The organism is Paenibacillus yonginensis, from assembly GCF_001685395.1.
Classification (GTDB): domain Bacteria; phylum Bacillota; class Bacilli; order Paenibacillales; family Paenibacillaceae; genus Fontibacillus; species Fontibacillus yonginensis.
In genome coordinates, this window is record NZ_CP014167.1 from 990,063 (window position 1) to 1,012,824 (window position 22,762).

The 22,762-nt window shown below is 50.9% G+C and carries 22 protein-coding genes and 1 pseudogene; 15 read left to right on the top strand and 8 right to left on the bottom strand.

Going from position 1 to position 22,762, the window contains the following annotated elements; all coding sequences use genetic code 11:
- Positions 1-42: 42 nt before the first annotated feature.
- On the top strand, positions 43-921 hold the full coding sequence (locus AWM70_RS04550; protein ID WP_068694537.1) for an aminoglycoside 6-adenylyltransferase: 879 nt from the start codon (positions 43-45) through the stop codon (positions 919-921).
- 97 nt (positions 922-1,018) lie between these two features.
- On the opposite strand, the gene AWM70_RS04555 is transcribed toward AWM70_RS04550, so the two are convergent.
- On the bottom strand, positions 1,019-2,098 hold the full coding sequence (locus tag AWM70_RS04555; RefSeq protein ID WP_068694538.1) for a bifunctional 3-deoxy-7-phosphoheptulonate synthase/chorismate mutase: 1,080 nt from the start codon (positions 2,096-2,098) through the stop codon (positions 1,019-1,021).
- A 489-nt stretch (positions 2,099-2,587) separates the two neighbouring features.
- Between AWM70_RS04555 and AWM70_RS04560 the strand changes: the two genes are divergently transcribed.
- Both AWM70_RS04560 and AWM70_RS04565 read left to right on the top strand, forming a co-directional pair.
- The gene (locus tag AWM70_RS04560) at positions 2,588-3,679 is read left to right on the top strand and encodes an AI-2E family transporter (protein ID WP_068694539.1); all 1,092 of its coding nucleotides are present in this window, start codon (positions 2,588-2,590) and stop codon (positions 3,677-3,679) included.
- A gap of 290 nt (positions 3,680-3,969) precedes the next feature.
- Complete coding sequence (locus tag AWM70_RS04565) at positions 3,970-5,529, top strand: gluconokinase (protein ID WP_068694540.1); 1,560 nt, start codon at positions 3,970-3,972, stop codon at positions 5,527-5,529.
- A 116-nt stretch (positions 5,530-5,645) separates the two neighbouring features.
- Here AWM70_RS04565 and AWM70_RS04570 read toward each other — a convergent pair whose 3' ends face one another.
- Positions 5,646-6,215 carry a hypothetical protein gene (locus tag AWM70_RS04570; RefSeq protein WP_068694541.1) on the bottom strand — a complete coding sequence of 190 codons (570 nt, stop codon included), beginning with the start codon at positions 6,213-6,215 and terminating at the stop codon, positions 5,646-5,648.
- Positions 6,216-6,380: 165 nt separating this feature from the next.
- Here AWM70_RS04570 and AWM70_RS04575 point away from each other — a divergent pair, with 165 nt between their 5' ends.
- The 3 genes and pseudogenes from AWM70_RS04575 (at position 6,381) to AWM70_RS04585 (ending at position 11,339) form a co-directional block, all read left to right on the top strand.
- Entirely contained in the window at positions 6,381-7,403 is a 1,023-nt protein-coding gene (locus AWM70_RS04575) for an FUSC family protein (protein WP_068694542.1), read from the top strand.
- A gap of 249 nt (positions 7,404-7,652) precedes the next feature.
- A pseudogene (gene helD / locus AWM70_RS04580) lies at positions 7,653-10,020 on the top strand (RNA polymerase recycling motor HelD).
- A 74-nt stretch (positions 10,021-10,094) separates the two neighbouring features.
- Complete coding sequence (locus AWM70_RS04585; protein WP_068694543.1) at positions 10,095-11,339, top strand: bacillibactin exporter BcbE; 1,245 nt, start codon at positions 10,095-10,097, stop codon at positions 11,337-11,339.
- A 164-nt stretch (positions 11,340-11,503) separates the two neighbouring features.
- Here the strand turns inward: AWM70_RS04585 and AWM70_RS04590 are convergent, their stop codons facing one another.
- Complete coding sequence (locus tag AWM70_RS04590) at positions 11,504-11,704, bottom strand: hypothetical protein (RefSeq protein WP_068694544.1); 201 nt, start codon at positions 11,702-11,704, stop codon at positions 11,504-11,506.
- A 92-nt stretch (positions 11,705-11,796) separates the two neighbouring features.
- On the opposite strand from AWM70_RS04590, the gene rpiA reads away from it, so the two are divergent.
- Together rpiA and AWM70_RS04600 are read left to right on the top strand one after the other, a co-directional pair.
- A complete protein-coding gene (gene rpiA / locus AWM70_RS04595) occupies positions 11,797-12,468 on the top strand; it encodes a ribose-5-phosphate isomerase RpiA (protein WP_068694545.1) in 672 nt (223 codons plus the stop codon).
- 100 nt (positions 12,469-12,568) lie between these two features.
- The gene (locus tag AWM70_RS04600; protein WP_237167827.1) at positions 12,569-13,018 is read left to right on the top strand and encodes a GNAT family N-acetyltransferase; all 450 of its coding nucleotides are present in this window, start codon (positions 12,569-12,571) and stop codon (positions 13,016-13,018) included.
- 206 nt (positions 13,019-13,224) lie between these two features.
- Here AWM70_RS04600 and AWM70_RS04605 read toward each other — a convergent pair whose 3' ends face one another.
- The gene (locus AWM70_RS04605) at positions 13,225-13,899 is read right to left on the bottom strand and encodes a tetratricopeptide repeat protein (protein ID WP_068700369.1); all 675 of its coding nucleotides are present in this window, start codon (positions 13,897-13,899) and stop codon (positions 13,225-13,227) included.
- Positions 13,900-14,191: 292 nt separating this feature from the next.
- Here AWM70_RS04605 and AWM70_RS24085 point away from each other — a divergent pair, with 292 nt between their 5' ends.
- On the top strand, positions 14,192-14,320 hold the full coding sequence (locus tag AWM70_RS24085; protein WP_257784537.1) for a hypothetical protein: 129 nt from the start codon (positions 14,192-14,194) through the stop codon (positions 14,318-14,320).
- Positions 14,321-14,522: 202 nt separating this feature from the next.
- Complete coding sequence (gene gpmA / locus AWM70_RS04610) at positions 14,523-15,272, top strand: 2,3-diphosphoglycerate-dependent phosphoglycerate mutase (RefSeq protein WP_068694546.1); 750 nt, start codon at positions 14,523-14,525, stop codon at positions 15,270-15,272.
- Between the two features lie 245 nt (positions 15,273-15,517).
- On the opposite strand, the gene AWM70_RS04615 is transcribed toward gpmA, so the two are convergent.
- A complete protein-coding gene (locus AWM70_RS04615) occupies positions 15,518-16,135 on the bottom strand; it encodes a class I SAM-dependent methyltransferase (protein WP_068694547.1) in 618 nt (205 codons plus the stop codon).
- A 438-nt stretch (positions 16,136-16,573) separates the two neighbouring features.
- Here AWM70_RS04615 and rsmD point away from each other — a divergent pair, with 438 nt between their 5' ends.
- Positions 16,574-17,206 (top strand): 16S rRNA (guanine(966)-N(2))-methyltransferase RsmD, encoded by a 633-nt coding sequence (rsmD, locus tag AWM70_RS04625; RefSeq protein ID WP_083180128.1) that lies wholly within the window; start codon positions 16,574-16,576, stop codon positions 17,204-17,206.
- The gene (gene coaD / locus AWM70_RS04630; protein ID WP_068694549.1) at positions 17,203-17,745 is read left to right on the top strand and encodes a pantetheine-phosphate adenylyltransferase; all 543 of its coding nucleotides are present in this window, start codon (positions 17,203-17,205) and stop codon (positions 17,743-17,745) included. The genes rsmD and coaD overlap by 4 nt, the downstream gene beginning before the upstream one ends.
- Positions 17,746-17,792: 47 nt before the next feature.
- Here the strand turns inward: coaD and AWM70_RS04635 are convergent, their stop codons facing one another.
- Positions 17,793-19,064, bottom strand: a complete 1,272-nt coding sequence (locus AWM70_RS04635; RefSeq protein ID WP_068694550.1) for a hypothetical protein — start codon at positions 19,062-19,064, stop codon at positions 17,793-17,795.
- 173 nt (positions 19,065-19,237) lie between these two features.
- Between AWM70_RS04635 and AWM70_RS04640 the strand changes: the two genes are divergently transcribed.
- Complete coding sequence (locus AWM70_RS04640) at positions 19,238-20,266, top strand: SepM family pheromone-processing serine protease (RefSeq protein WP_068694551.1); 1,029 nt, start codon at positions 19,238-19,240, stop codon at positions 20,264-20,266.
- A gap of 60 nt (positions 20,267-20,326) precedes the next feature.
- On the opposite strand, the gene AWM70_RS04645 is transcribed toward AWM70_RS04640, so the two are convergent.
- On the bottom strand, positions 20,327-21,571 hold the full coding sequence (locus tag AWM70_RS04645; protein WP_068694552.1) for a nucleotidyltransferase: 1,245 nt from the start codon (positions 21,569-21,571) through the stop codon (positions 20,327-20,329).
- Between the two features lie 223 nt (positions 21,572-21,794).
- Here AWM70_RS04645 and AWM70_RS04650 point away from each other — a divergent pair, with 223 nt between their 5' ends.
- On the top strand, positions 21,795-22,304 hold the full coding sequence (locus tag AWM70_RS04650) for a YceD family protein (protein ID WP_068694553.1): 510 nt from the start codon (positions 21,795-21,797) through the stop codon (positions 22,302-22,304).
- 51 nt (positions 22,305-22,355) lie between these two features.
- Positions 22,356-22,529 carry a 50S ribosomal protein L32 gene (gene rpmF / locus AWM70_RS22565; RefSeq protein WP_083180129.1) on the top strand — a complete coding sequence of 58 codons (174 nt, stop codon included), beginning with the start codon at positions 22,356-22,358 and terminating at the stop codon, positions 22,527-22,529.
- An 8-nt stretch (positions 22,530-22,537) separates the two neighbouring features.
- On the opposite strand, the gene AWM70_RS24090 is transcribed toward rpmF, so the two are convergent.
- Complete coding sequence (locus AWM70_RS24090; RefSeq protein WP_257784538.1) at positions 22,538-22,669, bottom strand: hypothetical protein; 132 nt, start codon at positions 22,667-22,669, stop codon at positions 22,538-22,540.
- Positions 22,670-22,762: the final 93 nt, after the last annotated feature.

Genomic DNA, 22,762 nt, shown 5'->3' on the forward strand with positions numbered 1-22,762 from the left:
CTGCTAGGTACTACCAAAAGCGGAAGCGGCGGAGGGATAACCCTGAGAGATGAACAAACAATGATGGAGCTGATTCTCGGCATTGCGGGCCGGGATGAGCGCGTGAGAGCAGCAGCATTAAACGGATCGCGGAGCAATCCAGCTGCTCCAAAGGATATTTTTCAAGATTATGATGTAGTCTATCTGGTTACAGAGGTCCAGTCCTTTATCCAGGATCCGGGCTGGATTGATGCGTTCGGAGAACGGATTATATCGCAGTGTCCTGAGCTGATGACGTTAGTTCCGCCTGAAGCCAACGGAAGATTTGTTTATTTGATGCTGCTGGCTGACGGCAATCGGATTGATCTGCGGCTGATTCCCGTTGAACAAGCGGAGGCTTATCTGCTGGAGGACAAGCTTACGGTTGTTTTGCTGGACAAGGATAACAGACTACCGGAACTGGCCATGCCATCGGATGAAGATTATCGGGTTCAACCTCCAACAGCCGAACTGTTCGCTGACTGCTGCAATGAGTTTTGGTGGGTGTCCACTTACGTAGCCAAGGGATTGTGGAGACGGGAAATACTTTATGCCCAGGACCATCTGAACGCTCATGTCCGGCCGATGCTGCTAAAAATGCTAAACTGGCAGGCAGGCATCCGGACGGATTTCTCTGTCAATACAGGCAAAAGCAGCAAATATCTGCAAGCTTACCTGCCTGAATCAGACTGGGAACAGCTGCTGGATACCTATGCCGGTGCCCATGAGGAGGACGTGTGGGAGGCTCTGTTTGCCATGACGGAGCTGTTTCGAAGCACGGCTAAACAAGTGGCTGAACATATGCAATATGGCTATCCGGAGGAGGACGACAGGAAAGTAACTGCTTATTTACGGCGAGTGTCGGAGCTTCCAAGGGATGCGGACCAGTTCACATGGGAATAAAAAGCAGCAAAGGAGCGCCAAGCGGCGCTCCTTTGTTTATATTGCTTAAAGTGACTATTATCAGCTTTATGGCGATTTGGCTTGATCTAGGAGAGTGTTACTGCTGCTCCTTCAGGAGACCGGATTCACGCACACCGTTCATAAAAGCCATAAACTGCGGGATATCCAGCTGCTGCGCTGCATCGGACAACGCTGTCTGCGGGTCCGGATGCACTTCAAGCATTACGCCGTCCGCTCCGGCAGCCAGGGCGGCTTTGGCGCATGGGAGCATAATGTCCTTGCGTCCGGTGGAGTGGGTAACGTCAACCATGACTGGCAGATGAGTTTCCTGTTTAAGGATCGGTACTGCGGAAATGTCGAGCGTATTGCGGGTCCATTTTTCATACGTGCGAATGCCCCGTTCAATCAGCATCAGATTGGAATTGCCGCTGACGGCAATGTATTCCGCAGCATGAACAAATTCCTCCAGCGTAGCTGCAATTCCGCGTTTAAGCAGTACAGGAATTTTGGCTTGGCCGGCTTCCTTCAGAAGCTCGAAGTTCTGCATATTGCGCGCGCCGATTTGAATGACGTCGATATAGTCGGCAGCAAGTTCGATATGCGCAGGATGGACGATTTCGCTGATCGTGACCAGCCCGAATTCATTGGCGACTTCCTTAAGCATTTTTAAACCTTCGATGCCAAGACCCTGGAAATCGTAAGGCGAGGTTCTTGGCTTGAAAGCTCCGCCGCGCATGACCTTGACACCGGCTTCTTTGAGAGCGGCAGCTACTGTGCGGAGCTGGTCATAAGACTCAACCGAGCACGGGCCGGCTACCATAACCTGCGTAGGTCCGCCGATCGTAATGCCTTTAAGGTCGATGATGGTGTTCTCCGGCTGGTTCTTGCGGCTGACGAGCAGCTGGCGTTTATGTTCTTCTTCCTGCAGATTCAGGGAAGCTTTGAAGATTTCCTTGAACAGCTGTTTGATTTCGGCATCTTTGAAGGGGCCTGGGTTGTGTTTGACCAGCTCCTCGAGCATTTCGCGTTCGCGTACCGGATCAAATTTGGGCACGCCTTGTTTTTCCTTGATTTCTCCGATGCTCCGGGCAACTTCGGCGCGGGCGTTAAGCAGGCGCAGAAGCTCCATGTTAATCTCGTCAAGCCGGGTGCGAAGCAGTTCCAGCGTTTCATTCATCCTAATCTCTCCTCTGTACATGAAAATATAATAACAGGCGTCAATCAAACTTGTAGGAAAATAAAAAAGCCGCCCATCAAGGGACGGCTGAAGCCGTGGTACCACCCTTGTTGGACAACTTGTGAAGTTTCCCGCTCAAATCACGATAACGGCGTGACCCCGGGCGATTCTACTAGGGAAGAGCCCATTCTAAGGGCTTCCGTTCAAAAAGCCTGCTCTGGAGTGAATTGGCGCATGGCATCCTCAGAGGGCTCTCAATCTGCGGCTCCTCATTCCCTGTTCAGGAAGCAAATTTTGCGTTACTAGTCTCCGTCAAAGCATTTATCAATGTTAACTCGGATTATAGGACGTTGCCGAATTGATGTCAAGGTTATCCTGGCCCAAAATTCATACGGAAAGAAAAACTGCCAGAAAAAAGTTGAGACCTTTTTGCGTTTAATGCGTAAAATAGGCTAAGACCTATTTTGATTCGAAGGAGCACACCCACGCATGACTTTTAAACAATTTTTCTACATACCTGGCGTTAGGCGGGTCATCGCTCTAATCTTTGTACTGCTTGCGCTCTACCTATTCAAAAGTATGCTCAACATTATTCTGCTGACCTTTATATTCACCTATTTAATCAACAGGCTGCATGGTTTTGTTATGAAGTTTGGAGGGCCTCGGTTAAAGTTAAGCAGGAAACTGGCTGTCATTGTCATTTATTTGGTATTAGTCGGCTTGCTGGCCAGCGGAATTTATAAATATTTGCCTCTCTTTATTAACGAGCTGAGCGATTTGGTCAATCAGGTGATTTCCTTCTATAACAAACCTCCGATTGATTTGCCGGACAATGTTGTCGTTAACTACTTAATGGAATCGCTGAAGGATATTGATCTGGCGAGTTACATTTCCGGCGGCTTTAATTTTCTATTGCATACGTTGTCCGACATTGGCAAGCTGAGCCTTAATTTATTTATAGCGCTAATTCTGAGTTTGTTCTTTATGCTTGAAAAAGAGAAGGTTACCCGTTTTACAGCCAATTTCCGTTCGAGTAAAGCGGCTTACATTTTTGAAGAGCTTGAATATTTCGGCAGCAAATTTGTCCATTCCTTCGGTAAAGTCATTGAGGTTCAATTTCTGATTGCGCTGGTGAATGCGACGCTGTCCACCTTGTTCCTGTGGATTCTCGGTTTTCCCAACCTGCTTGCTTTGGGCATCATGATTCTGCTGCTTGGTTTCGTGCCGGTTATGGGGGTGATCGTTTCCCTGATTCCGCTTTGCGCGATAGCGTTTAAGATTGGCGGGGCGGTCAAAATTATATATGTCCTGATTATGATTATTGTTCTTCATGCAATTGAGTCCTACGTGCTGAATCCGAAGTTCATGTCCAACAAAACGCATTTGCCGATCTTCTATACCTTTATGATCCTGATTGTTTCGGAGCATTTTTATGGCGTATGGGGATTGATTGTCGGCGTACCGGTCTTCATGTTCCTGCTGGATATTCTGGAGGTGCCGATTTCCGTTTCGCCGCCGCCAGCGGCAGAGCTTAAGACAGAACCAGCTAAAAGCCCGGATGAACCGGAAAGAAATGAATAATATTTCTCCCGCAGCTTCATCGTAAGACATTGTCTGAACGAAGGGGCGGGAGCTTATAACCATAGGGAAAGGCTGCCTAAGCAAGAAGACGGGCAGCTTTTTGTTTGCCGGAATGTCTCGCGGATGTTTTGCGTGATTGTTCGCTGGCTTTTTTATTGGAACCGTCATCTTTGTTCCTGTAAAATGAGACCAGGATGCAAGTGGCAGGGGAACGGGTAAGAATATTTAAGGATAAGAAAAATGAAAACGGACAACTTTAGGTTTATTACAAATAAAAGGAGCTGAGGATGATGAAGCAGGATGAAAGGGTGCTGGGCTTGGATATCGGTACTACAAGCCTTAAAGCCGTATTGTTTGGGCCAAACGGAACGATGATGGCCAAACACAGCTCGGAATACCCGCTGTATCAGCCGCAGCAGGATTGGGCCGAGCAGGATCCGGAGGAAATTCTGCAGGCGCTTGTAGATGCCGTTCGTCATGTGCTGCTTAAGAGCAAAGCCGATCCCAAGAAGATCATAGCCATTGGCTTCAGCGCAGCCATGCATTCGCTCATCGCCCTGGACGCTGACGGACAGCCGCTTACCCGTTCGCTCGTTTGGACGGATAACAGAAGCACCAGTCAAGCTGAGCGGTTAAAACAGCACGGCGGCCATGACATTTATCTGCGCACGGGCACACCGATTCATCCCATGTCTCCTCTATGCAAGCTGTTATGGATGAAGGAGGAAGACCCGGAGACCTTCCAGAAGTCGGCCATGTTCGTGGGGATCAAGGAATATTTGCTGTTCCGGTTATTCGGTACATATATCATGGATTATTCGATGGCTTCGGCTACAGGAATGTTTGAACTGTCAAAGCTTGATTGGGATGAGGGGGCGCTTAAGCTGCTTGAATTGGAGCGTTCCCGTCTGCCGCAGCCGGTTCCGACCACCCATATCCTTGAGGGCATGAACCAGACGCTGGCCGGCCATATGGGGCTGGATCCACAAACGCCGGTGGTCGTCGGGGCTAGTGACGGCGTTTTGGCGAACCTGGGGGTTGGCGCGATGGGTGAAGGGGAAGTAGCGGTCACGATCGGAACTAGCGGAGCCGTACGAATGATGACGGATAAGCCGCTGACGGATGGTCAGCAGAGGACTTTTTGTTATGCTTTGACCGAGAGGCATTGGGTGGTGGGAGGCCCTACCAATAACGGAGGCATCATGCTCAGATGGCTTCGCGACCAGTTTGGCTCGCCTGAAGTGGAGGTAGCCAAAAGGCTGAATATCGACCCTTACGATTTGATGATCCAATATGCTGAGAAGGTGCCGGCAGGTGCGGAGGGACTGCTGTTTCTGCCGTTTCTTACGGGGGAAAGAGCGCCAATCTGGAATCCGGACGCGAGGGGGTTGTTTTTCGGGATCAGCCTGCGGCATCAGAGGGAGCATTTTATCCGGGCTGTGCTTGAAGGCGTTATTTTCAGCATCTTCTCGATTGGTGTTGCCCTGCGGGACCTGGCCGGTCCGGCCACAAAAATTATCGCTTCCGGAGGTTTTGCCCGCTCAGCTGTATGGCGCCAGATTTTGTCCGACGTGATGGGCAAGGAGCTGCTGGTGCCGGAAGTGGAGGAGGCTTCGGCGCTTGGCGCCGCAGCTATCGCGTTATATGGCGTTAAGGATCTTGAGGCGCTGGAGGACGTGAAACATTGGGTCCGCATTTCGGAGACCCACAAACCGAATCTTCAGAACAGCGAGGTTTATCTGCAGCTCTTTGACATGTATGAACGGTTATACAGCAAGCTGAAATCCGAGTTTCAAGTTATGGCTGAATTCCAGCGCACAGGTGGTTTTATGCCGACGCCGGATCAATAAGGGGAAAATAAACAAGCCGCTGATTTCAAGCGGCTTGTTTAGAAGGCTGGGGGAGCAGGCTTAAGGCCTAACTCCTCCTAATTATCTTGGACGGCTGTCCAGGAGCGTTGTCACCGTTAGTTCGATTCCTGCATTTTGACTTCGTGTTGACGGAATATGCCGTCCGGAGCGCCGGTTTTGGAATCGCGTTGCTCGAGCTGTTTGCTCCAGTCGCGGTTAACGATTTCCTTGAATTTGGCAGGCAGGGCAGCTTTGAGTTTACCTGCCCGCTCGGCATCGATTTTGCCGTTTTGGACGGCCGAATCAATCCTTTTTGAGGTAGCTTCGGTCAATTTGCCGATATATTCGCTCTCCGACCAGCCTTTCTTCTCTTTCACGATCTGCATCAGGGTATGTCCGGCTTTCAGCTGGTTCACCAGCTCGGCTTTCTCCACTCCGATCAAGTCGGCTGTTGTCCGGACCGCATAGCCGGCAAAAAAAGGCTTGTGGTGATGCCGCTTATGCCCATGATCTTCACCGTCCTTCGGTGAAGCCTTGCTGGCATCCCAGTCAGCCGGAGGTGTTGCCGCGGTCTGGAGGGAAGCAGGAGCCTGTCCAAAAGCCTTTTGAGGCGCCGGCAGCAGTGCGGCCATCAGGGTAAGGCTGACGACTCCGGCTGCTAGGGCGGTTGCTTTCAGGTTCATCATGTTTTGTTCCACCTCTGTCATTAATTTTGTTCGCTCCATCCTTTATTGTTGACAAAAACCAACTTTTTACCTAAAAATCACCTTAAAATTAGATAAATTTTGTTTTTGGGATCTGAGCAGGGTAAGAGGTAAAATGATTTTTTAGGTGTGTCGGGAGGGTTACATTTGAATTTTGGCGCCAGAATGTTCAAAACTGGATTAGCGGTAACGCTGGCTTTATATGCATCGCTTTGGCTGCAAATGGGTTCGCCGGTCATTGCGGCTATTGCCGCTATTTTTGCGATGCAGCCCTCGATCTATCGTTCATGGAGGTATTTGATCGACCAGCTGCAGACCAATACGCTGGGGGCAGTTCTTGCGCTGCTGGCCGGCATGGTTTTCTCCTCAGAGCCGTTTGCGATTGGGATTGTATGTATACTTGTTATTATGATTTGTCTTAAGTTCAAAATGGGGGATACCATCGGCATTACTTTAGTAACCGTGGTGGCGGTTATGGAAGCTTCGGGGCAATGGGATTTTGCCGTGACCCGTTTTGTACTGAGCTTGATCGGCATCGTCTCGGCTTTTCTGATTAATGTCTTTGTTTTTCCGCCAAAGCCGAAGGTTCAATTCGTGTCGGAGGTGCGGAAAACCTTTGACCGTCTCTCTCTATTAATGCGGACAGCGGTATCGGATGAGATGAAGGATAATATTTTTAAAGATGAGCAGCGTGCCTTGGAGAACGATATCAATTCGATCAACGGGAAATACAAGCTGATGGAAGAGGATCAGAAGAAGCTGAAGAAGCCGAAGTTCGGCGTAAGCCGCCAGCTGGTCGTCTACAAGCAGATGCTTAATACACTGCGCAAAGGCTATGAAGTGATTGAGGCGACCCAGGAGCATTATTTCCAAGTCGGCCGGTCCAAAGAAATTGACCTTAAATTTGATCAGCAAATGGAGAAGCTGATTAAATTCCATGAACAAATCATGCTCAAATTCGATCATAAATTAAAGCCGGGATCGGTCGATTCGGATTGTATTCAGCAGGAGAACGATTTGTTCCTGAAAGAGATGCTGAGGTTATATAAAGAGGATGAGGATGGAACGCTTCGGCTTGCTATTGTGACCGCAGCGCTTTATGATTACGGACATCAGCTTGAACGTCTGAACCGGCTGGCCGGACATTCACCCGAGCATGCTGAGGCCTGAAGAACTACGCGCTTCGCCATAGATAGCTATCAGCCCGCCGCTATAATTAAAAAAAGTCCCGCCTATTGGCGGGACTTTAAAATTCATATTTGAATTCGAATGGAATTGATTAGACTGCCGTAAACTGATACAATAAAGAATGGACTGAAGAAATAAATTTTATGTGAAAATACTTCTGTTAGAATTTTATCACATAAATATATATTTGTCAATAGGCAACCTGGAGAAGAGGGGATGAATGGTTTGGATATGACCGAACAGACTCGGAAGGATGAACAAAACCGGGTTAATCACGTGGTGGAAGTGATCGATAAAAGAATTCAAGGATTGGAAAGTGAAGTGGGAAACGTCCGGACCGACGTGGTGGAGATGCGCCGTGATTTCTGGGACGATGTCACCATCAACTTTAGTGAAGCGGATGATGTGGGCGAGACCTCGACCAGCTTGCGTCAGCAGTCGGAGGTGCTGTCCGAACGGGAGAGAAGCCACAAGCATTCCTACGCGGCTTTGTCCAAGATGAAACGTCTGCGCCAATCCCCCTATTTCGGACGGATCGACTTTGCGGAGCGCGGAGAACCGGCAGATCAAATTTATTTAGGCATTGCCTCCTTGCTTGATCAGGACGACCAGACGTTTCTGGTTTATGACTGGCGTGCGCCGATCTCCAACTTGTATTATGACAGTACGCCAGGGCCGGCTTCTTATAAGACCCCTGTAGGGGAAATTGAGGGTGAAATGCTGCTGAAGCGTCAATTTGTGATCCGGGACGCTCAAATCAAGCTAATGTTTGATACAGGGGTGACAATTGGAGACGAACTGCTGCAGGAGGTGCTGGGAAGAAGCTCGGATGCCCAGATGAAAAGCATTGTAGCAACGATCCAGCGGGAGCAGAACCGGATCATCCGCAATGATCGCAGCCGGATGCTTATTGTTCAGGGAGCGGCTGGCAGCGGTAAAACTTCGGCAGCGCTGCAGCGGGTTGCTTATCTGTTGTACAAGTACCGCGAGCACCTGCAGGCGGATCAGGTCATTTTATTTTCCCCGAATCCTATGTTTAACAGTTATGTATCAACGGTGCTGCCGGAGCTTGGCGAGGAAAATATGCTGCAAACGACCTTCCAGGAGTATCTGGAGCATCGAATCGGCCGGGAATTCCAGTTGGAGGACCCGTTCGTACAGATGGAATATGTGCTGTCAGGAGAAAGCGGCAGCCCGGGATATGACGCTAGGATAGAAGGCATTCGCTACAAATCTTCGTCGCTGTATCTTCAGGCGATGAACGGCTACCGGAGCATGCTTGAAACCGAAGGAATGCTGTTCAGGCCGCTTCGCTTTCAGGGCAAAGAAATCATCAGCCGGGACCAGATCCGCGAGCGGTTCTACGCTTACGATTCCAGCATTACTTTGGCGAACCGCTGCGATTTGCTGCGGGAATGGCTGCTTAAGGAACTGGCTGATTTCAGCAAACGAGAGGTTGGGGAGCCTTGGGTAGAAGAGCAAATGCAGCTGCTGGACAGTGAAGATTATCAGATCGCTTATCAGCGCATGCGGCGGCAAAATCGCAAAAAAAAACCGTTCCTTCACCGACTATGAAGATGAAAAGCTGATTTTGGCCCGCATGGTCGTCAGCGATCGTTTGAAGCCGCTGCGAAGATGGGTGAAGGCGTTGCGTTTTGTGGATGTCAAAGGGCTGTATGCGCAGCTGTTTGCCAATAAAGCCGTTATGGAGCGGGCAAGCGGCGGCGATTTGCCGGCTTCCTGGGATGAGATCTGCCAATTCACCCTGGACAATTTGGAGAAAGGCGAGCTTGCCTACGAAGATGCAACTCCTTATCTTTATTTGCGGGAACAATTGCTGGGGTTCCGTTCCAACGGCAATATCCGTCATGTATTTATTGATGAGGCGCAGGATTATTCGCCTTTTCAGCTGTTTTTCCTGAAGCGATTGTTCCCGAGAGCGCGCATGACCGCGCTTGGCGACCTCAATCAGGCGATTTATGCCCATGGTTCCATCCTGCAGCAGACCTCCACGTTATTCCAGCTGTATGGAGAGGAAGAAACCGAGCAAATTACGCTGACTCAAAGCTACCGTTCAACCCGCCAAATCGTTGATTTCACGCGGCAAATGATCGAAGGCGGGGAGCAGATTGTTCCATTTAACCGGGATGGAGAGCTGCCGGAGGTCAGAATTGCGCACCAGCCGGATCACCTGAAAGCCGCGCTCTCGGCCGATCTGGACCGTTTGAAAGCGGAAGGCTACGAAACGATTGCCATTATTTGCAAAACGGCTGAAGAAAGCCGGATAACGTATGAATGGCTGAAGGAAGAGCATGCGCTGAAGCTGATCAAGAAAACAACGCTTTCCTTTGAGAAAGGCATCCATGTGATTCCGGCTTATCTGGCTAAGGGCGTGGAGTTTGATGCTGTGCTGATTTACGATGCCTCTGAGGAGCGGTACCGCCGTGAATCGGAAAGGAAGCTTTTTTATACGGCTTGTACGAGAGCCATGCACCTGCTTCATGTGTACAGTCTGGGAGAGCCGTCGCCGTTCATCCGATCTGTTAAACCTGCAGCTTATCGGACTGTTGAACTTGAGGCGACCCGGATAAACGGATAAACGGATAATAATGAGCGGAATGAACCACACTAACACGGATGTGTTCTTCACACATTTGAAAGGTGGTCTATTCAGTGGGCAACAATAAAGGGGCACTAATTGCGTTGGCTTCCATTCCGTTCATTATGACGCTCGGCAACTCGATGCTAATCCCGATTCTTCCGCAGATTTCGCAGGAACTCCGGATTAGTTCGTTCCAGGCAAGCATGTTGATTACGGTGTATGGGATCGTTGCCATTTTGCTCATTCCGGTAGCCGGTTATCTTTCGGATCGTCTGGGACGCAAGGCGGTGATTGTTCCCAGTCTGATTTTGGCCGGGGCTGGAGGAGCGGTGTGTGGAGCAGCAGTCTGGTTTGGAAGCGGCAAGCTGGTTTATTGGATTATTCTGGCGGGCCGGCTCATTCAGGGAATAGGCGCTGCCGGCGCTTTTCCAATCGTGATTCCATTCGTCGGTGATTTATTTAAAGATGATAAAGAAGTCAGTAAAGGTCTTGGCATAATCGAAACCTCGAATACATTCGGCAAGGTGATCAGCCCGATACTCGGAGCGGCGCTGGGCATGGTGTTATGGTACCTGCCTTTTATATCCATTCCGGTGTTATGCCTGATTTCGCTGCTTCTTGTTCTGTTTCTCGTGAAAAAACCAAAGAAAGCGAAAGAGGAGCCGAAGAGCCTTCGAGAGGTGCTTCATGCCGTCGGCGGGATTCTGAAAAAAGAAGGCCGCTGGCTTTATGCCATATTCGCCATTGGCGGCATCTGTATGTTCCTGCTGTTCGGGGTGCTTTCTTATTTGTCAGAGCAGCTTGAAGTGAAACATCATCTGCATGGGGTAGTCAAAGGCCTTGTTCTGGCCATCCCGCTGGCTGTTTTGTGTTTGGCTTCTTATATCACCGGGAAGAAGATTGGGAAAAACAAAACTGTAATGAAATGGTCCGGCGTCTCCGGCATGGTCTTGTCCACGGTTTCGTTGTTTGGCATCGGGCTGTTTAATAACATTTATTTTGTTATTGGCTGTCTGATTATTTGCGGTTCGGGGATAGGCGTTGTGCTGCCATGTACGGATTCTCTGATCACGGAAGGAATTGATCAGGAGATAAGGGGAACCGTGACTTCTTTGTACAACAGCATGCGGTTTATAGGGGTATCGTTTGGGCCTCCGGCTGTATCGCTGCTTGTAAATACGAGTCACAGGGTGATGTTTTTTGTGATTGCAGGTATTTCTTTGGTCGCGTTTGTGCTTATTCTGTTTGCGGTTAGACCCAAACCGGAGAAGAAGGAAGGCGGAGGACAAATCCCGCGCCCCGCTCCTTCGGGTTAATCTTAAACAGCTGGATGAGAGATCAGCCAGCTGTTTTTCTTTGTCCGCCCGGGATTAAAATCGTTAAGGCATAAAAAAACAGTTTTGCGGCCCGTCTGCTTTTGGTATGATAATACAGGCAAGTTTATTCTACGGCTCCGCTTCAATTTCGGCAGACGGCTGCCCTACATATGGTAGCTCCCGGAGGGAGCGTTAAGTACCCATTCCAGCATCAGTATCATATCGTCCAGACGTTCCAGCTGAGATTGCAAAGAAGGACGCTGGGATTCCTGGTCCGGCTGCAGCTGTGCAAGCCGGTCTTCTAGACGTTTCTTTTGCATAGCGAGTTCGTTGATTTTGGATTTAATTTGTTGTTCGGTTCTCATGGGTCACCTCATCGTTTCATTATCATCAATGATTATATCAATTGGCGGGCGAAAATAACATGGACCTGCAAGTATCGTGGAGGGTAAAAGACATGAATGGAAAACAAGCGGCGGGTTATCGCGCAGTCGAATGGGTGAAACCAGGCATGACGGTCGGGCTCGGAACGGGCTCTACGGCCTACTGGGCCATCCAGCGTATTGGAGAACGCGTAAAGGAAGGTTTGGAGATCAAGGCAATCGCCACTTCCAAGGCTTCCGAGAAGCTGGCCAGAGAATTAAATATTCCTTTGTTCGAAGCAGCGGATATTCCGCATATTGATCTAACGATTGACGGCGCGGATGAGGTGGATCCGCAAATGTGCCTGATCAAGGGCGGCGGCGGCGCGCTGCTTCGCGAGAAGATGGTCGCCTTGAAGAGCGACAAGCTGATCGTTGTTGCCGATGCCAGCAAAGATGTCCCCGTGCTGGGGATCTTTAAGCTGCCGATCGAGGTGGTTCCGTTCGCCTGCGAATGGACCTTAGAACATTTACGGAAGCAATATGACGTCCCTATGGAGTTCCGCCAACAGGACGGAAGTATTTATGTTACGGATAACGGCAACTATATTGTGGATGCTTCTTTTGGTAGAATTACAGATCCGGAGAAGCTGGCAGCTGAATTGAAGGCCATGACCGGTGTAGTTGACCATGGTCTGTTCGTCGGCATAGCCGAAACGGTAGTGCTTGGCAACGAAGACGGAACGGTAACCGTTCGCACCAGATAAAGGGAGACGGAAGAGTTTTTCTTCGTTCCGGGTAACATGATAAAATGAATAAGTAGTTTGCAATTTGCCATGAAGGATTAAAAAAACAGGGGGGATTCTTGTGCTGATTGATGCGAAACGAGACTTTGGTCTTGATCATTCCGAGGTCACGGAACTTCTGGAATTGGCTGTGCATGAGGACGAAGAAGCTTTGGCGGCTGCCAAGGCCCTGTATCAAGCCGAGGATAACGGTTATCTACTTCGCCTGTATCAGGAAGAAGGGGAAACGCTGGGTTTGATCGGGTTTCATATGGATCCGGAATCAGGCACGCTGACCATTCAGCACATCTGCGTCTTTCCCGAATATCGCAACCAGGGTTTTGGCCGTGGTTTAATATTGGAAGCTTTGATGGAGCAGTCGCCTGATACCATTAAAGCTGTAGTGGATGAAGAAGCAGCTGATTTTTATCGCAATATCGGATTTATTGTTACCAGCCATGGCGTCACTGCCTCGGGAGATGAACAGTTCTTGTGTGTCTACCATGCGGTGGAAAGGGAAGACGAGTTTTAAATTCCTGACAGGATTTATATCTAGGCAGGTATTATATAAGAAGCCGGCGGAGAGAACCGCCGGCTTCTTTGTCAGTACGCCCAGTATGGGCGCCATCTCTTGGGTGAATTGAAGTTTGATTATGAAGTTCGATGGGTTTCGTTCTACTGCAATTCCGTTTGCAATTCCGATTCCAATTGCACTTCTATTGTATTTCTGCGGCGCTTCTATAACGAGATTTTCTTGAGGTAGCTTCGCAGAGCAAACCCGCGTTCCTGGCGTTTCTTGTATTTCGGAAGCTGTCTATAAATCAGCAGGGCTTCCTCATAAGCGGATTTGGCGTCTTCCTTCCGTTCTAATCCCTGATAAAGCCGGCCGAGCAAATAATAAGCTTCAATGGAAGAGGATTGGATGCCCCGGAACTGTTCCGCATAATGCAGCGCTTTGGCCGGAGCTTCATTTCGAAAAGCCGATGCGAGCTTCAGATAGGGCTGGCCATACTGGACGCGCTCATTGAGTCCAAAAGCTTTCAGAATTCGCTGCTCTCCCTCCTCCAGCTGTCCCACTCCCAGTGAAGCCAGGCCGTAATCCGCCCAGAACTCCGCAGATTCCTCCGAATAAGCCAGGCTTTCGTCCAGGAGACGCATAGCTTCCCTGTATCGTTTCTGTTCTATCAGCAGGCGGGCTAGCTCGCGTTTGGAAGAGACGTCAAACGGGCTGGCTGCGATTTGTTGACGGAGCTTGGTTATATGGCGCCGCCGTTTGAACGGCTTGGTCAGACTGGGGAAGATGCCGACAAACCGTCTGTCCAGCAAATATACAACGATAAGAAGCACTAAAATAGCGAGCAAAGGATTACCTAATATTCGCCATAAAATAAAAAAAATAAACAGCTTGCCCATGACGACCTCCAAACTGACACATTTGGGGCCATTATACCATATTTTGAAAGCTGGCACCCGGCGAACGCACAAAATCCGGATCGTTGGATCGGGCAAGCTCGTTTTATGAAGAATAAAATTCTTCCTGTCATGGAAGATTAAACGAAATCCATGCATTTGTAGTGTCTCCTTTGTCTTCATTTTGAAATAACTTGATTATTTTAAAGGAAAGCTTTTTATTGTGTATAATATATAAATAACTTTAAAACGATAGCTGCCTAGCTATGATTAGCGGTCCAGGAAGAGAAATCCAATGGATTTCTTGCAGCTGCAGCATGTTCAAACCGCGGCCAGGCTTGAGCATATGACCAAAGCAGCAGAGGTGCTGCACGGCCTTTTGAAGGAGATGAACCGGCGGTCATCGCAGTCTGGTGGTGAATAGGGATTAAGGGTTGCTTGTGTACCGGCCATGTCGGTAGAGGAGATTATGCTCCAGTCCACCGCAAGGCTGTGTATCTCCTCTCCCCAGCCTCGGCGGGCGATCCGGCTGGTTTAAAGGCAGCGGTTCGGTATAAAAGAATAAGAATGTTGCAGGCAGGGTAATAACATAAGGGCTAGGTTCGAAAGGAGTGTAAAGCATACCAATGTACACTTTGGTTTTGTTAAGACATGGGGAAAGCGTATATAACCAGGGGAACCTGTTCACCGGCTGGACGGACGTAGATCTTTCGGAGAAAGGGATTCATGAAGCCCACGAAGCGGGCAAATTGATGCAGCGGGAAGGGCTGACCTTTGATGTGGCGTACACATCGTATCTGAAAAGAGCGATCAAAACGTTGTTTTTTGCACTTGAGGAGATGGATCTGCTGTGGATTCCCGTATATAAAACCTGGCAGCTGAACGAACGCCACTACGGGGCCCTTCAGGGACTCAGCAAGCTGGATACAGCCAAAAAATACGGCGATGAGCAGGTGATGTTATGGCGCCGAAGCTATGACGTGCTCCCTCCTTCGCTGACAAAAGACGACGAACGTTACCCGCGGAACGATATCCGCTACAAGGACGTGGAGGACAAATACATCCCGCTCACGGAAAGCCTGAAGGAAACGGTGGTCCGGGTTGAAGATTATTGGAACCGGGAGATTGCACCGCAGATCAAGGACGGCAAAAAAGTAATTATCGCCGCACATGGCAACAGTCTGAGAGCATTGATTAAATATTTGGAGAACATTGGCAACCAGGAAATTCTGGATTTGAACATTCCAACGGGAACGCCGCTTGTTTATAAGCTGGATGACGACTTGAAGCCAATAGATAAATATTACCTGGGCAGTGAAGAACGCACGGAACAGAAAATCGAGAAAGTGGCCGATCCGGGAAAAATCATGGAATAAAAGCTATGTCTGTTATGGCTTCCGTTCTTAGATCTCCCCAAGACTGGGGATATCTGCAGATAACGCCGGGAATTGAACATCTGCTGCTTTCTTGTCGGCCTTTGTTCCGGTATGCAGCAGTTGCTCATAATAAGAAATACGCGAAAATGAACAGGGCCCCCTCAGCGGGAGCCCTGTATTTTTATTATTGTGTTCCTTTAAGAGGGGGAGAACAGGCATTTAAATCATGATCGGAGTTGACCTCTCTACAGCGTGAGGGTCAGTACGCCGGCACAGCCTGAAACCTGGCGGTAGCTGGCTTTAAATCCAGCTTTGTTCAGCTTTGGCAGAAATTCATCAGCGGCTATATACCATTCTTCTTCATCCCAGCGATCGCCGGCTGCCAATCGGCAGCGCTCGCGATCCTGGGAGGTCCGGAATCCGATATCGCCGATCGCGATCACCCCGTCCTGCCGAAGACGTCCGGCGAATAGTCTGAGCAGCTGAATTTTTCGATCGTCGTCGACATGATGAAAAGCGTAAGTGGACAAGATGCAGGAGAAGGTAACCCCCATAATCGGCCCGGGAATCCCCTCCGCAAAATCAGCTTTATAGAATCGCCCTTTAGGCATACGTTCTGCAGCAATACGGAGCATTTCCTCGGAAAAGTCCAAACCTGTAATTTCATGGCCCTGCTCATATAACTCCTGACTTAACCGCCCTGTACCGATGCCGATATCCAAGATCGATAATGTGCTTCCCGCAGGGCGCTGATTTCTGCAATATTTCAACACTTCATCATAACCTTCAAAAGGGTATCCTTGCGTCCGGTCTACCGTTTGCTCATATTCCGGGGCCCATTGATTAAAACCTTGTTTGTCCATCGAACAGCACCTCGCCTTGTCTTTTGCTTCTCTATGAAATATAACATGGTAGTGCACGGAATGACGGGGAGAAAATGATTATAGCTAAACTCGAAAAAACCAAAGGGCAAAATAGACAAAAAAAGGACAAAAACCCTCGTAAAAAGCATGCTACAAGGGCTTTTGTCCGGGTGCCCATTCTCAGGACACCCATCATGGGAGAGGAGAAACCGGATGAAGATCTTATGGGGAAACGTAAGTCTTCTCCGCGGTTGTCTACGACATTTGGTGATGTCGATATCTTCATTATGTCCGGCGGATGCCGGAATATACATCGCCGCCCAAAAAAAGCCTGCGGCGGATCTCGGCTATTTTTCAAGCGGCCGTTGTTGTGGTACGATAACGACATAAATTGAGGACACGGCATGGCATGTGTGGATAGACAAGGAGAGAAGAAATGTGCGTGTAATTTCGGGAAGCGCCCGCGGAAGGGCGCTTAAAGCCGTTCCCGGTATGGGAACGAGGCCTACGACCGATAAGGTGAAGGAGGCTATCTTCAGCATCATCGGTCCTTATTTTGACGGGGGAAACGTGCTGGATTTGTTCGCCGGAACCGGCGGACTTGGCATTGAGGCGCTCAGCCGCGGCATGGACAAAGGTGTGTTTATCGACATGGATTATAAAGCACTCGAGACGATTAAAGCCAATCTAAAGCAGACCGGGTTGACTGCTCAAGCCGAGGTTTATAAAAATGACGCCGAACGGGCTTTAAAGGCTTTGGCCAAAAGAGAGATATGTTTTGATCTTGTTTTTCTTGATCCGCCTTATCGGTTGAAACACGGCACCGAGCTGATGCTGAAGCTGGAGGAATTGGGATTGGTGTCCGAGAACGCGGTGGTGATGCTCGAATATGAATCTTCCTATGAATACCCGGAAGAAGCAGGCGGTTTTCGCCTAACCAGAAAAGCCGTTTACGGCGAGACAGCCGTCTCCATTTACCGGAGGGAAACCGGACAAGCCCGGGTTCAGCCGGCGGTTCAGGGAGAAGATGCCGATCAGGATGAGACGAGCAGTGGAGAGGAGATTTTATGAGCACCGAGGAAAGAAACCTGTCTGATACAACCAGACCCCTTAGAGTAGCCGTATACCCCGGCAGCTTTGATCCGGTAACGATGGGGCATATCGATATTATCCAGCGGGCGGCGCGTCAGTTTGACATATTGATTGTGGCTGTCCTGAATAATTTAAGCAAGAAACCGCTGTTTACCGTCGAAGAGCGCAAGGATTTGTTGAGGCAGTCCACCCGGCATCTTCCCAATGTCGAGGTGGACAGCTTCCGTGACCTGCTTGTGAATTATATGAGAAACAAACAGGCTGACGTTATTGTAAGAGGTATCCGTTCTGTAACGGATTTTGAATATGAACTGCAAATGGCTTCAACAAACCAAAAGCTCAGCAGCGAGGTTGAGACGATTTTTATGATGACCAACCCCAAATATTCTTATCTAAGCTCCAGTGTAGTCAAAGAAATTGCCATGTTCCATGGGGACGTATCCACTTTGGTCCCGCCCGAGGTGGAAGCGGCATTAAAGGTTAAAACGGCAGAAAGAGCCTCGGATTCAAAGGTTTGATGGCTCAAAGGTCTGACGGCTCAAACCAGTGCCCGGATGAAATCCGGTCAGACTTGATGGCGCATCTTGCGTCTCCAAATGAAGGTGAACAGGATCATGGAGCCAAGCAGCAGGGCGAACAGAGCCGTTTGCCAGCCCAGCAATCCCCACAGGGGGAGCCCACCTGACAGTAAAAGATCCGATTGTGTCTTAAAGTCCGCCAGGCTGTCGCGGTAAGCGGGGACGGTATGCGGAAAGAGGCTGGTCACCGGGTTCCAGATAAGCAAAGTAATCAGATAGGCATAAGCGCCGTGCAGCAGTCTGGTGAGCAGAAATCCCCTGCTGCCGATGCCAGCCGGCTTGAGAACGGCCCTCACCTGAAAATAGCTGCATAAACCGCCCCAGCCCAGACCGGCTCCGATCAGGGCAGCCTGAAGCGCAGGGGAGCCTGGGCCGGATTCGGCCAGCCGGAAGCTGCCCAGATGGACTTCGAGCAGGCCAGGTATGATATAGTCGGGGAAACCTTTTGGCAGGACGCGGGAGATAACCTGTATGATCAAAGCAAAGATCAGCATGTAACCGCCTACGCTGAGCAGGGTCTGCACGGCAACAGATACGGTATCTCCAAGCAGTCTGCCGAAGCTGCGGCCGTCGAGGCGGCGCGCATTTTCAGTGCTGCGGATCACTTGACGGATTAGGGAGGTTTTCGTCGTCTGTCCGGCGGGTTTGCCTGGTGAAGCCGATGCGGATGTCGACACTGTTGCTGATGCTGTTGCGGTTGCGGAATCATGTGGTCGCCGCAGCCAGCCCATAGTGAGGCCTGCCGTAAGTCCTGCGGCAATATGAATGGCGGCCAGAAGCACGCCAAGCGCCGGAGTGTGCATAAATCCCGTACCGACAACAACAACAATCAGCATCGGATTGCAGAAATGAGCTGCCGCGGAAAGCCTGGCGGCTTCTCCTGCTGTCAGCTTATGCTGTCCGTGCAGCCTGGCAGCCGATTCAGCGGCAGCCGGGAAGCCGGCAATGAGGCCAAGGGGGAGCAGAAAGCCGCTTTCTCCAGGAATGCGGAATAACCGACGGGTCAAGGGATCAAACAAGGTTCCCAGGCCGTGGACCAGCCCGTAAGCTATCATCATTTCCGACAGGACAAGGAAGGGCAGCAAGGCGGGAAACACAATATGCCACCAGACCGTCAGCCCCTGCAAGGTGGCATCGAAAGCTTTGCCGGGATCATAAATGACGCAGACCACCAGGGTAACGGCGCATAAACCGAGCCAGAAGGTTGTCCATAGAGAGCCCTTGCTGCCCGGAGGCGTTTCAGGGGAAGTATTGTTCATGGGTTCAGCACCTCTTGAATAAAGGATGTTCATCCTAAATATAACGATATAAAGGTTGCAGGATTAAGCTATAGCAGCAGGAGAACGGGCTGCCTTAACGGCTGGTCCTAAATTAGATTATGCGGTTTGTCCATGGAACAGACCTAGCTGACGTCAGAGGAGTGAGAAGCGGCATGAAGAGAAAAGGATGGAGAGTGCTTCGCCCCGCGCTTGCCGGGGTTGTTTTTATCTTGATTGTGTATGTGCTGGTGTTTATGCCGCTGCCGTATATCATTTACCAGCCGGGAACGGCTGAGCAGGTAGGGCCGATGGTGTCGATCCCGGACGGGGACAAAGAAGAGAAAGGAACCTTCATGCTGACGACCGTCTCGTCCAGGTACGCTAATGTGGTTTACTATCTGGCTGCCAAGCTGGACAAAAATGCGGAGGTAGATCCAAAGCCCAAAAGGAACGAAGCCGAATATAACGCCCTGCAGGTCTCCTATATGACTGGTTCGCAATCAAGCGCCATTGAAGCCGCATATAAAAAAGCAGGCGTTCCTTATACCAATGAACCGCAGTATATTATGGTTCTGGGGCATGTGGACGGCGTAACGTCCAAAGGGGATTTCCAGGCGAACGACATCCTTGCCAGCGTGGACGGGAAAGAGGTAAAAACCTTTGAAGCGCTGTCGGCCATTCTGTCGGCCAAGAAGCCCGGAGAGCATGTGGACGTGAAGCTGATGAGAAACGGCAAAGAAATGGATCAGGACGTCGAGCTGGTGGAGCTTAAGGACGCTGAAACCGGGAAGATTCGCGCCGGTCTTGGCATTTCCATCGGTCAAAGAATCGATATCGTCAGTGCGGATGAGGGGAAAGCGGTCCATTTCGCAAAAACCGATATCGGCGGCCCGTCGGCCGGCCTGATGTTTACGCTCGAGATTTATAACCAGCTGACACCGGGGGATTTGAGCAAAGGGCACCGTATTGCCGGAACCGGCACGATTGATGCGGACGGCAATGTCGGGGAAATCGGCGGCGTCCAGTTCAAAATCGTCGCGGCGAACCGGGAGAAAGCGGAGGTGTTCTTCGTGCCGGAAGGCAATTATGCCGACGCGGAGAAAAAAGCGAAAAGCATCGGGACTTCGATGAAGCTGGTGCCGGTCAAAACGCTGGACGATGCTTTAAACTATCTCGATCAAATGAAAGCTGTAGGCGAATAAGGAAAATAAAATAAGCCGATCTGTTAAACAGCCGCCGCTAAAGGAGCATGGCTTAAAAGCTCAGCTCCTGAGCGGCGGCTGTTTATAATCGCGGAACCAATGGTCTGCGCCGGTTGCGGGCAGCAGGCTTTCATAGAGGGAGGCAGCCCGAATGTCGAGCTGCAAGCCGGGATAAGGTTGCGCCGGTGTCCGCGTGAGGACCGGCAGGGCTGCCGTTTGTTTCATCCTGGCGAGCAGCTGCCGGCCGGTCGGGCTAAAGCCGAGCACGCGGAGATATTCCGGCCCTTGGCCCAGCCTGGCCGGTGAAAGCTCCTCTTTGCGGTGGCCAAGCAAGAGGTGGACCAGCATGCGCTGCAGCTTCGTGCGCGTGTAACGGCGCGTCTTCAGCGCGTCCAGCAGCGCATCCACGGAGACGGCGCTCAGGCCCTGCAGGCTTCGCTGCAGCCTGTATTCCAAGCCTTCCGTCACCTCGTGGTATTGGGCGAGCTCCTGGGGGCTTTGCAGCAGGAGCTGCCGGAACAAGGGAGCACGGAAATGCTCCCAGTTGACCGGACCGCGCCCGGCCGCGAACTCGCGGGCGAGCAAATCCGCGGTCCAGGCGGGGATGTAAGGCCGGGCGGCGTCCAGCCCGCCCGGGCCGGCAAGCAGCCGGCGGACAGCGGTCGCGCTTGCGACAGCGCCTTCGCCGGGCTGTTCGTCGTGATACCCGGCGCCCTGGCGCGGGATCGACGACGGCCTGATCGCGCTGCCGAGCCGGCGCAGCGCGATCAGATAATGCAGCCCCAAACTGTTGTTGGGCTGCATCAGGATTTCGCGCGCCGCCGCCTGGCCCGGCGCGCCATCTCCGCGCGCGGCAAGCCGTGCCGCCGCGGCTGCGAAAGCGGCGGGGTAGCTGGCCCCGCCGCCCAGCTCCTCGGCGAGCGCGGATTTCAGCTCGCCGCTCTCGCCGTGCAGCAGCTCCGCCAGCGGCAGGAGCTGCGCCAAATCGCCCGCCTCGGTCCCGAAGCACAGGTCGGTGACGACGCCGGTTGCGTCAAGCAGCTTGACGGCACCGTACGCGAACCACTCGGCGGGCTGCACCGCATAAGCCACAGGCAGCTCCAGCACCAGGTCTGCGCCCGTGCGGAGCGCCATCTCCGCCCGTGTCCATTTGTCCACGACGGCCGGTTCTCCCCGCTGCAGGAAGCAGCCGCTCATGACGGCCACCGAAGCTTCGGCTCCGGTGATCCGTTTGGCTTCCCGGAAGTGATGGACATGCCCATTGTGCAGTGGGTTATATTCAACGATAAGACCAACGGTTCTCACGGCGGTAATCTCCTTTTTTGAACAGGGTTAAATCGAAACTTGCCTGCAGGGCGTCTTGCCCTGTTGAAGTATTTGTACTATAACATGATTAAACGGCGGTTTAAAACACGTCTAGAATAGACGGGTTTGCGGCATGCTAGCTTGAAGAACATATCAAGAGAATTCCTTGACAAATCTTTGATATGATCGGTATAATTATTTTTGTTTGTTTGGAGTGATGATCATGCACTTTCAATTTCGCAAAGTAGCATCCGCCGAAGGGCCGACAAAGTTTCACGAGTCTTTGGATGTATCGGATTTGATCAAGGGCCGCAAGGACGTTTCCTCGATTGCTCCGCTGGTGTCCGACCTGCAGCTGTATGCTGCCGGAGAGGATATGGTGGATGTTACAGGGACGCTGAAGACAGAGCTGCACGTAGCCTGCTCCAGATGCCTTACGCCCGTCGCCCGTGTCATTGATATCGACTTTAAGGAACGGTTTATACATGGACAGGAACCCGAGCAGGAACAAGACCTGGATGACAATGCCATCTATGTTGAAGACGAGAGTGTGGATCTCGTCCCCTACTTGGAGGAGAGTTTGATGCTGAATCTTCCGTTTGCGGTAGTCTGCAAGGACGATTGCAAGGGACTTTGCCCGGCATGCGGGACCAATCTCAACGAGCATGATTGCGGCTGCGATACAACTGCCGTTGATCCGCGCCTTGCGGCACTCAAAGATTTCTTTAAATGATAATTGCTGAAACACGCCTATAGGGTTGACTTAAATAAGGAGGTGGGAATCATGGCAGTACCTCAACGGAGAACGTCCAAAACGCGCCGCGACAAACGCCGCACGCATTTCAAATTGGCTGTACCGGGTATGGTAAAATGCGAACAATGTGGAGAATTGAAACTTGCTCACCACGTATGCAAAGTTTGCGGAACATACAAATCGAGAGAAATCATCAAAGCTTAGTTTTAAAGCTAAAGCTTCGTGAAGATCAGATTTAAGCCTGCGGGCGGTCCGATTCGGTGAAGACCGGTTTGGCCGCTGCTGGATAAGAAGAACAGCGCTTCACCTGACGGTGAAGTGCTGTTCTTTTGTTTGTTCAGCAAACGGTATGCGGGTTACTTCATATGGGGCGCTGCGCTGCCAAGGAAGCTGGGGAGTCGAAGTGATCATGAGGGGGCAGCCGGGAAACGGAAATT

Excerpts from the sequence above, each read along its gene's own strand:
- AWM70_RS04605 (WP_068700369.1), bottom strand. The coding sequence starts at position 13,899 with ATGGGCAAGCTGTTTATTTTTTTTATTTTATGGCGAATATTAGGTAAT.
- AWM70_RS04565 (WP_068694540.1), top strand. The coding sequence starts at position 3,970 with ATGAAGCAGGATGAAAGGGTGCTGGGCTTGGATATCGGTACTACAAGC.
- gpmA (WP_068694546.1), top strand. The coding sequence starts at position 14,523 with ATGTACACTTTGGTTTTGTTAAGACATGGGGAAAGCGTATATAACCAG.
- AWM70_RS04555 (WP_068694538.1), bottom strand. The coding sequence starts at position 2,098 with ATGAATGAAACGCTGGAACTGCTTCGCACCCGGCTTGACGAGATTAAC.
- rpmF (WP_083180129.1), top strand. The coding sequence starts at position 22,356 with ATGGCAGTACCTCAACGGAGAACGTCCAAAACGCGCCGCGACAAACGC.
- AWM70_RS04650 (WP_068694553.1), top strand. The coding sequence starts at position 21,795 with ATGCACTTTCAATTTCGCAAAGTAGCATCCGCCGAAGGGCCGACAAAG.
- AWM70_RS04590 (WP_068694544.1), bottom strand. The coding sequence starts at position 11,704 with ATGAGAACCGAACAACAAATTAAATCCAAAATCAACGAACTCGCTATG.
- AWM70_RS04570 (WP_068694541.1), bottom strand. The coding sequence starts at position 6,215 with ATGATGAACCTGAAAGCAACCGCCCTAGCAGCCGGAGTCGTCAGCCTT.
- coaD (WP_068694549.1), top strand. The coding sequence starts at position 17,203 with ATGAGCACCGAGGAAAGAAACCTGTCTGATACAACCAGACCCCTTAGA.
- AWM70_RS04635 (WP_068694550.1), bottom strand. The coding sequence starts at position 19,064 with ATGAACAATACTTCCCCTGAAACGCCTCCGGGCAGCAAGGGCTCTCTA.
- rpiA (WP_068694545.1), top strand. The coding sequence starts at position 11,797 with ATGAATGGAAAACAAGCGGCGGGTTATCGCGCAGTCGAATGGGTGAAA.
- AWM70_RS04640 (WP_068694551.1), top strand. The coding sequence starts at position 19,238 with ATGAAGAGAAAAGGATGGAGAGTGCTTCGCCCCGCGCTTGCCGGGGTT.
- AWM70_RS04615 (WP_068694547.1), bottom strand. The coding sequence starts at position 16,135 with ATGGACAAACAAGGTTTTAATCAATGGGCCCCGGAATATGAGCAAACG.
- AWM70_RS24085 (WP_257784537.1), top strand. The coding sequence starts at position 14,192 with ATGGATTTCTTGCAGCTGCAGCATGTTCAAACCGCGGCCAGGCTTGAG.
- AWM70_RS04560 (WP_068694539.1), top strand. The coding sequence starts at position 2,588 with ATGACTTTTAAACAATTTTTCTACATACCTGGCGTTAGGCGGGTCATC.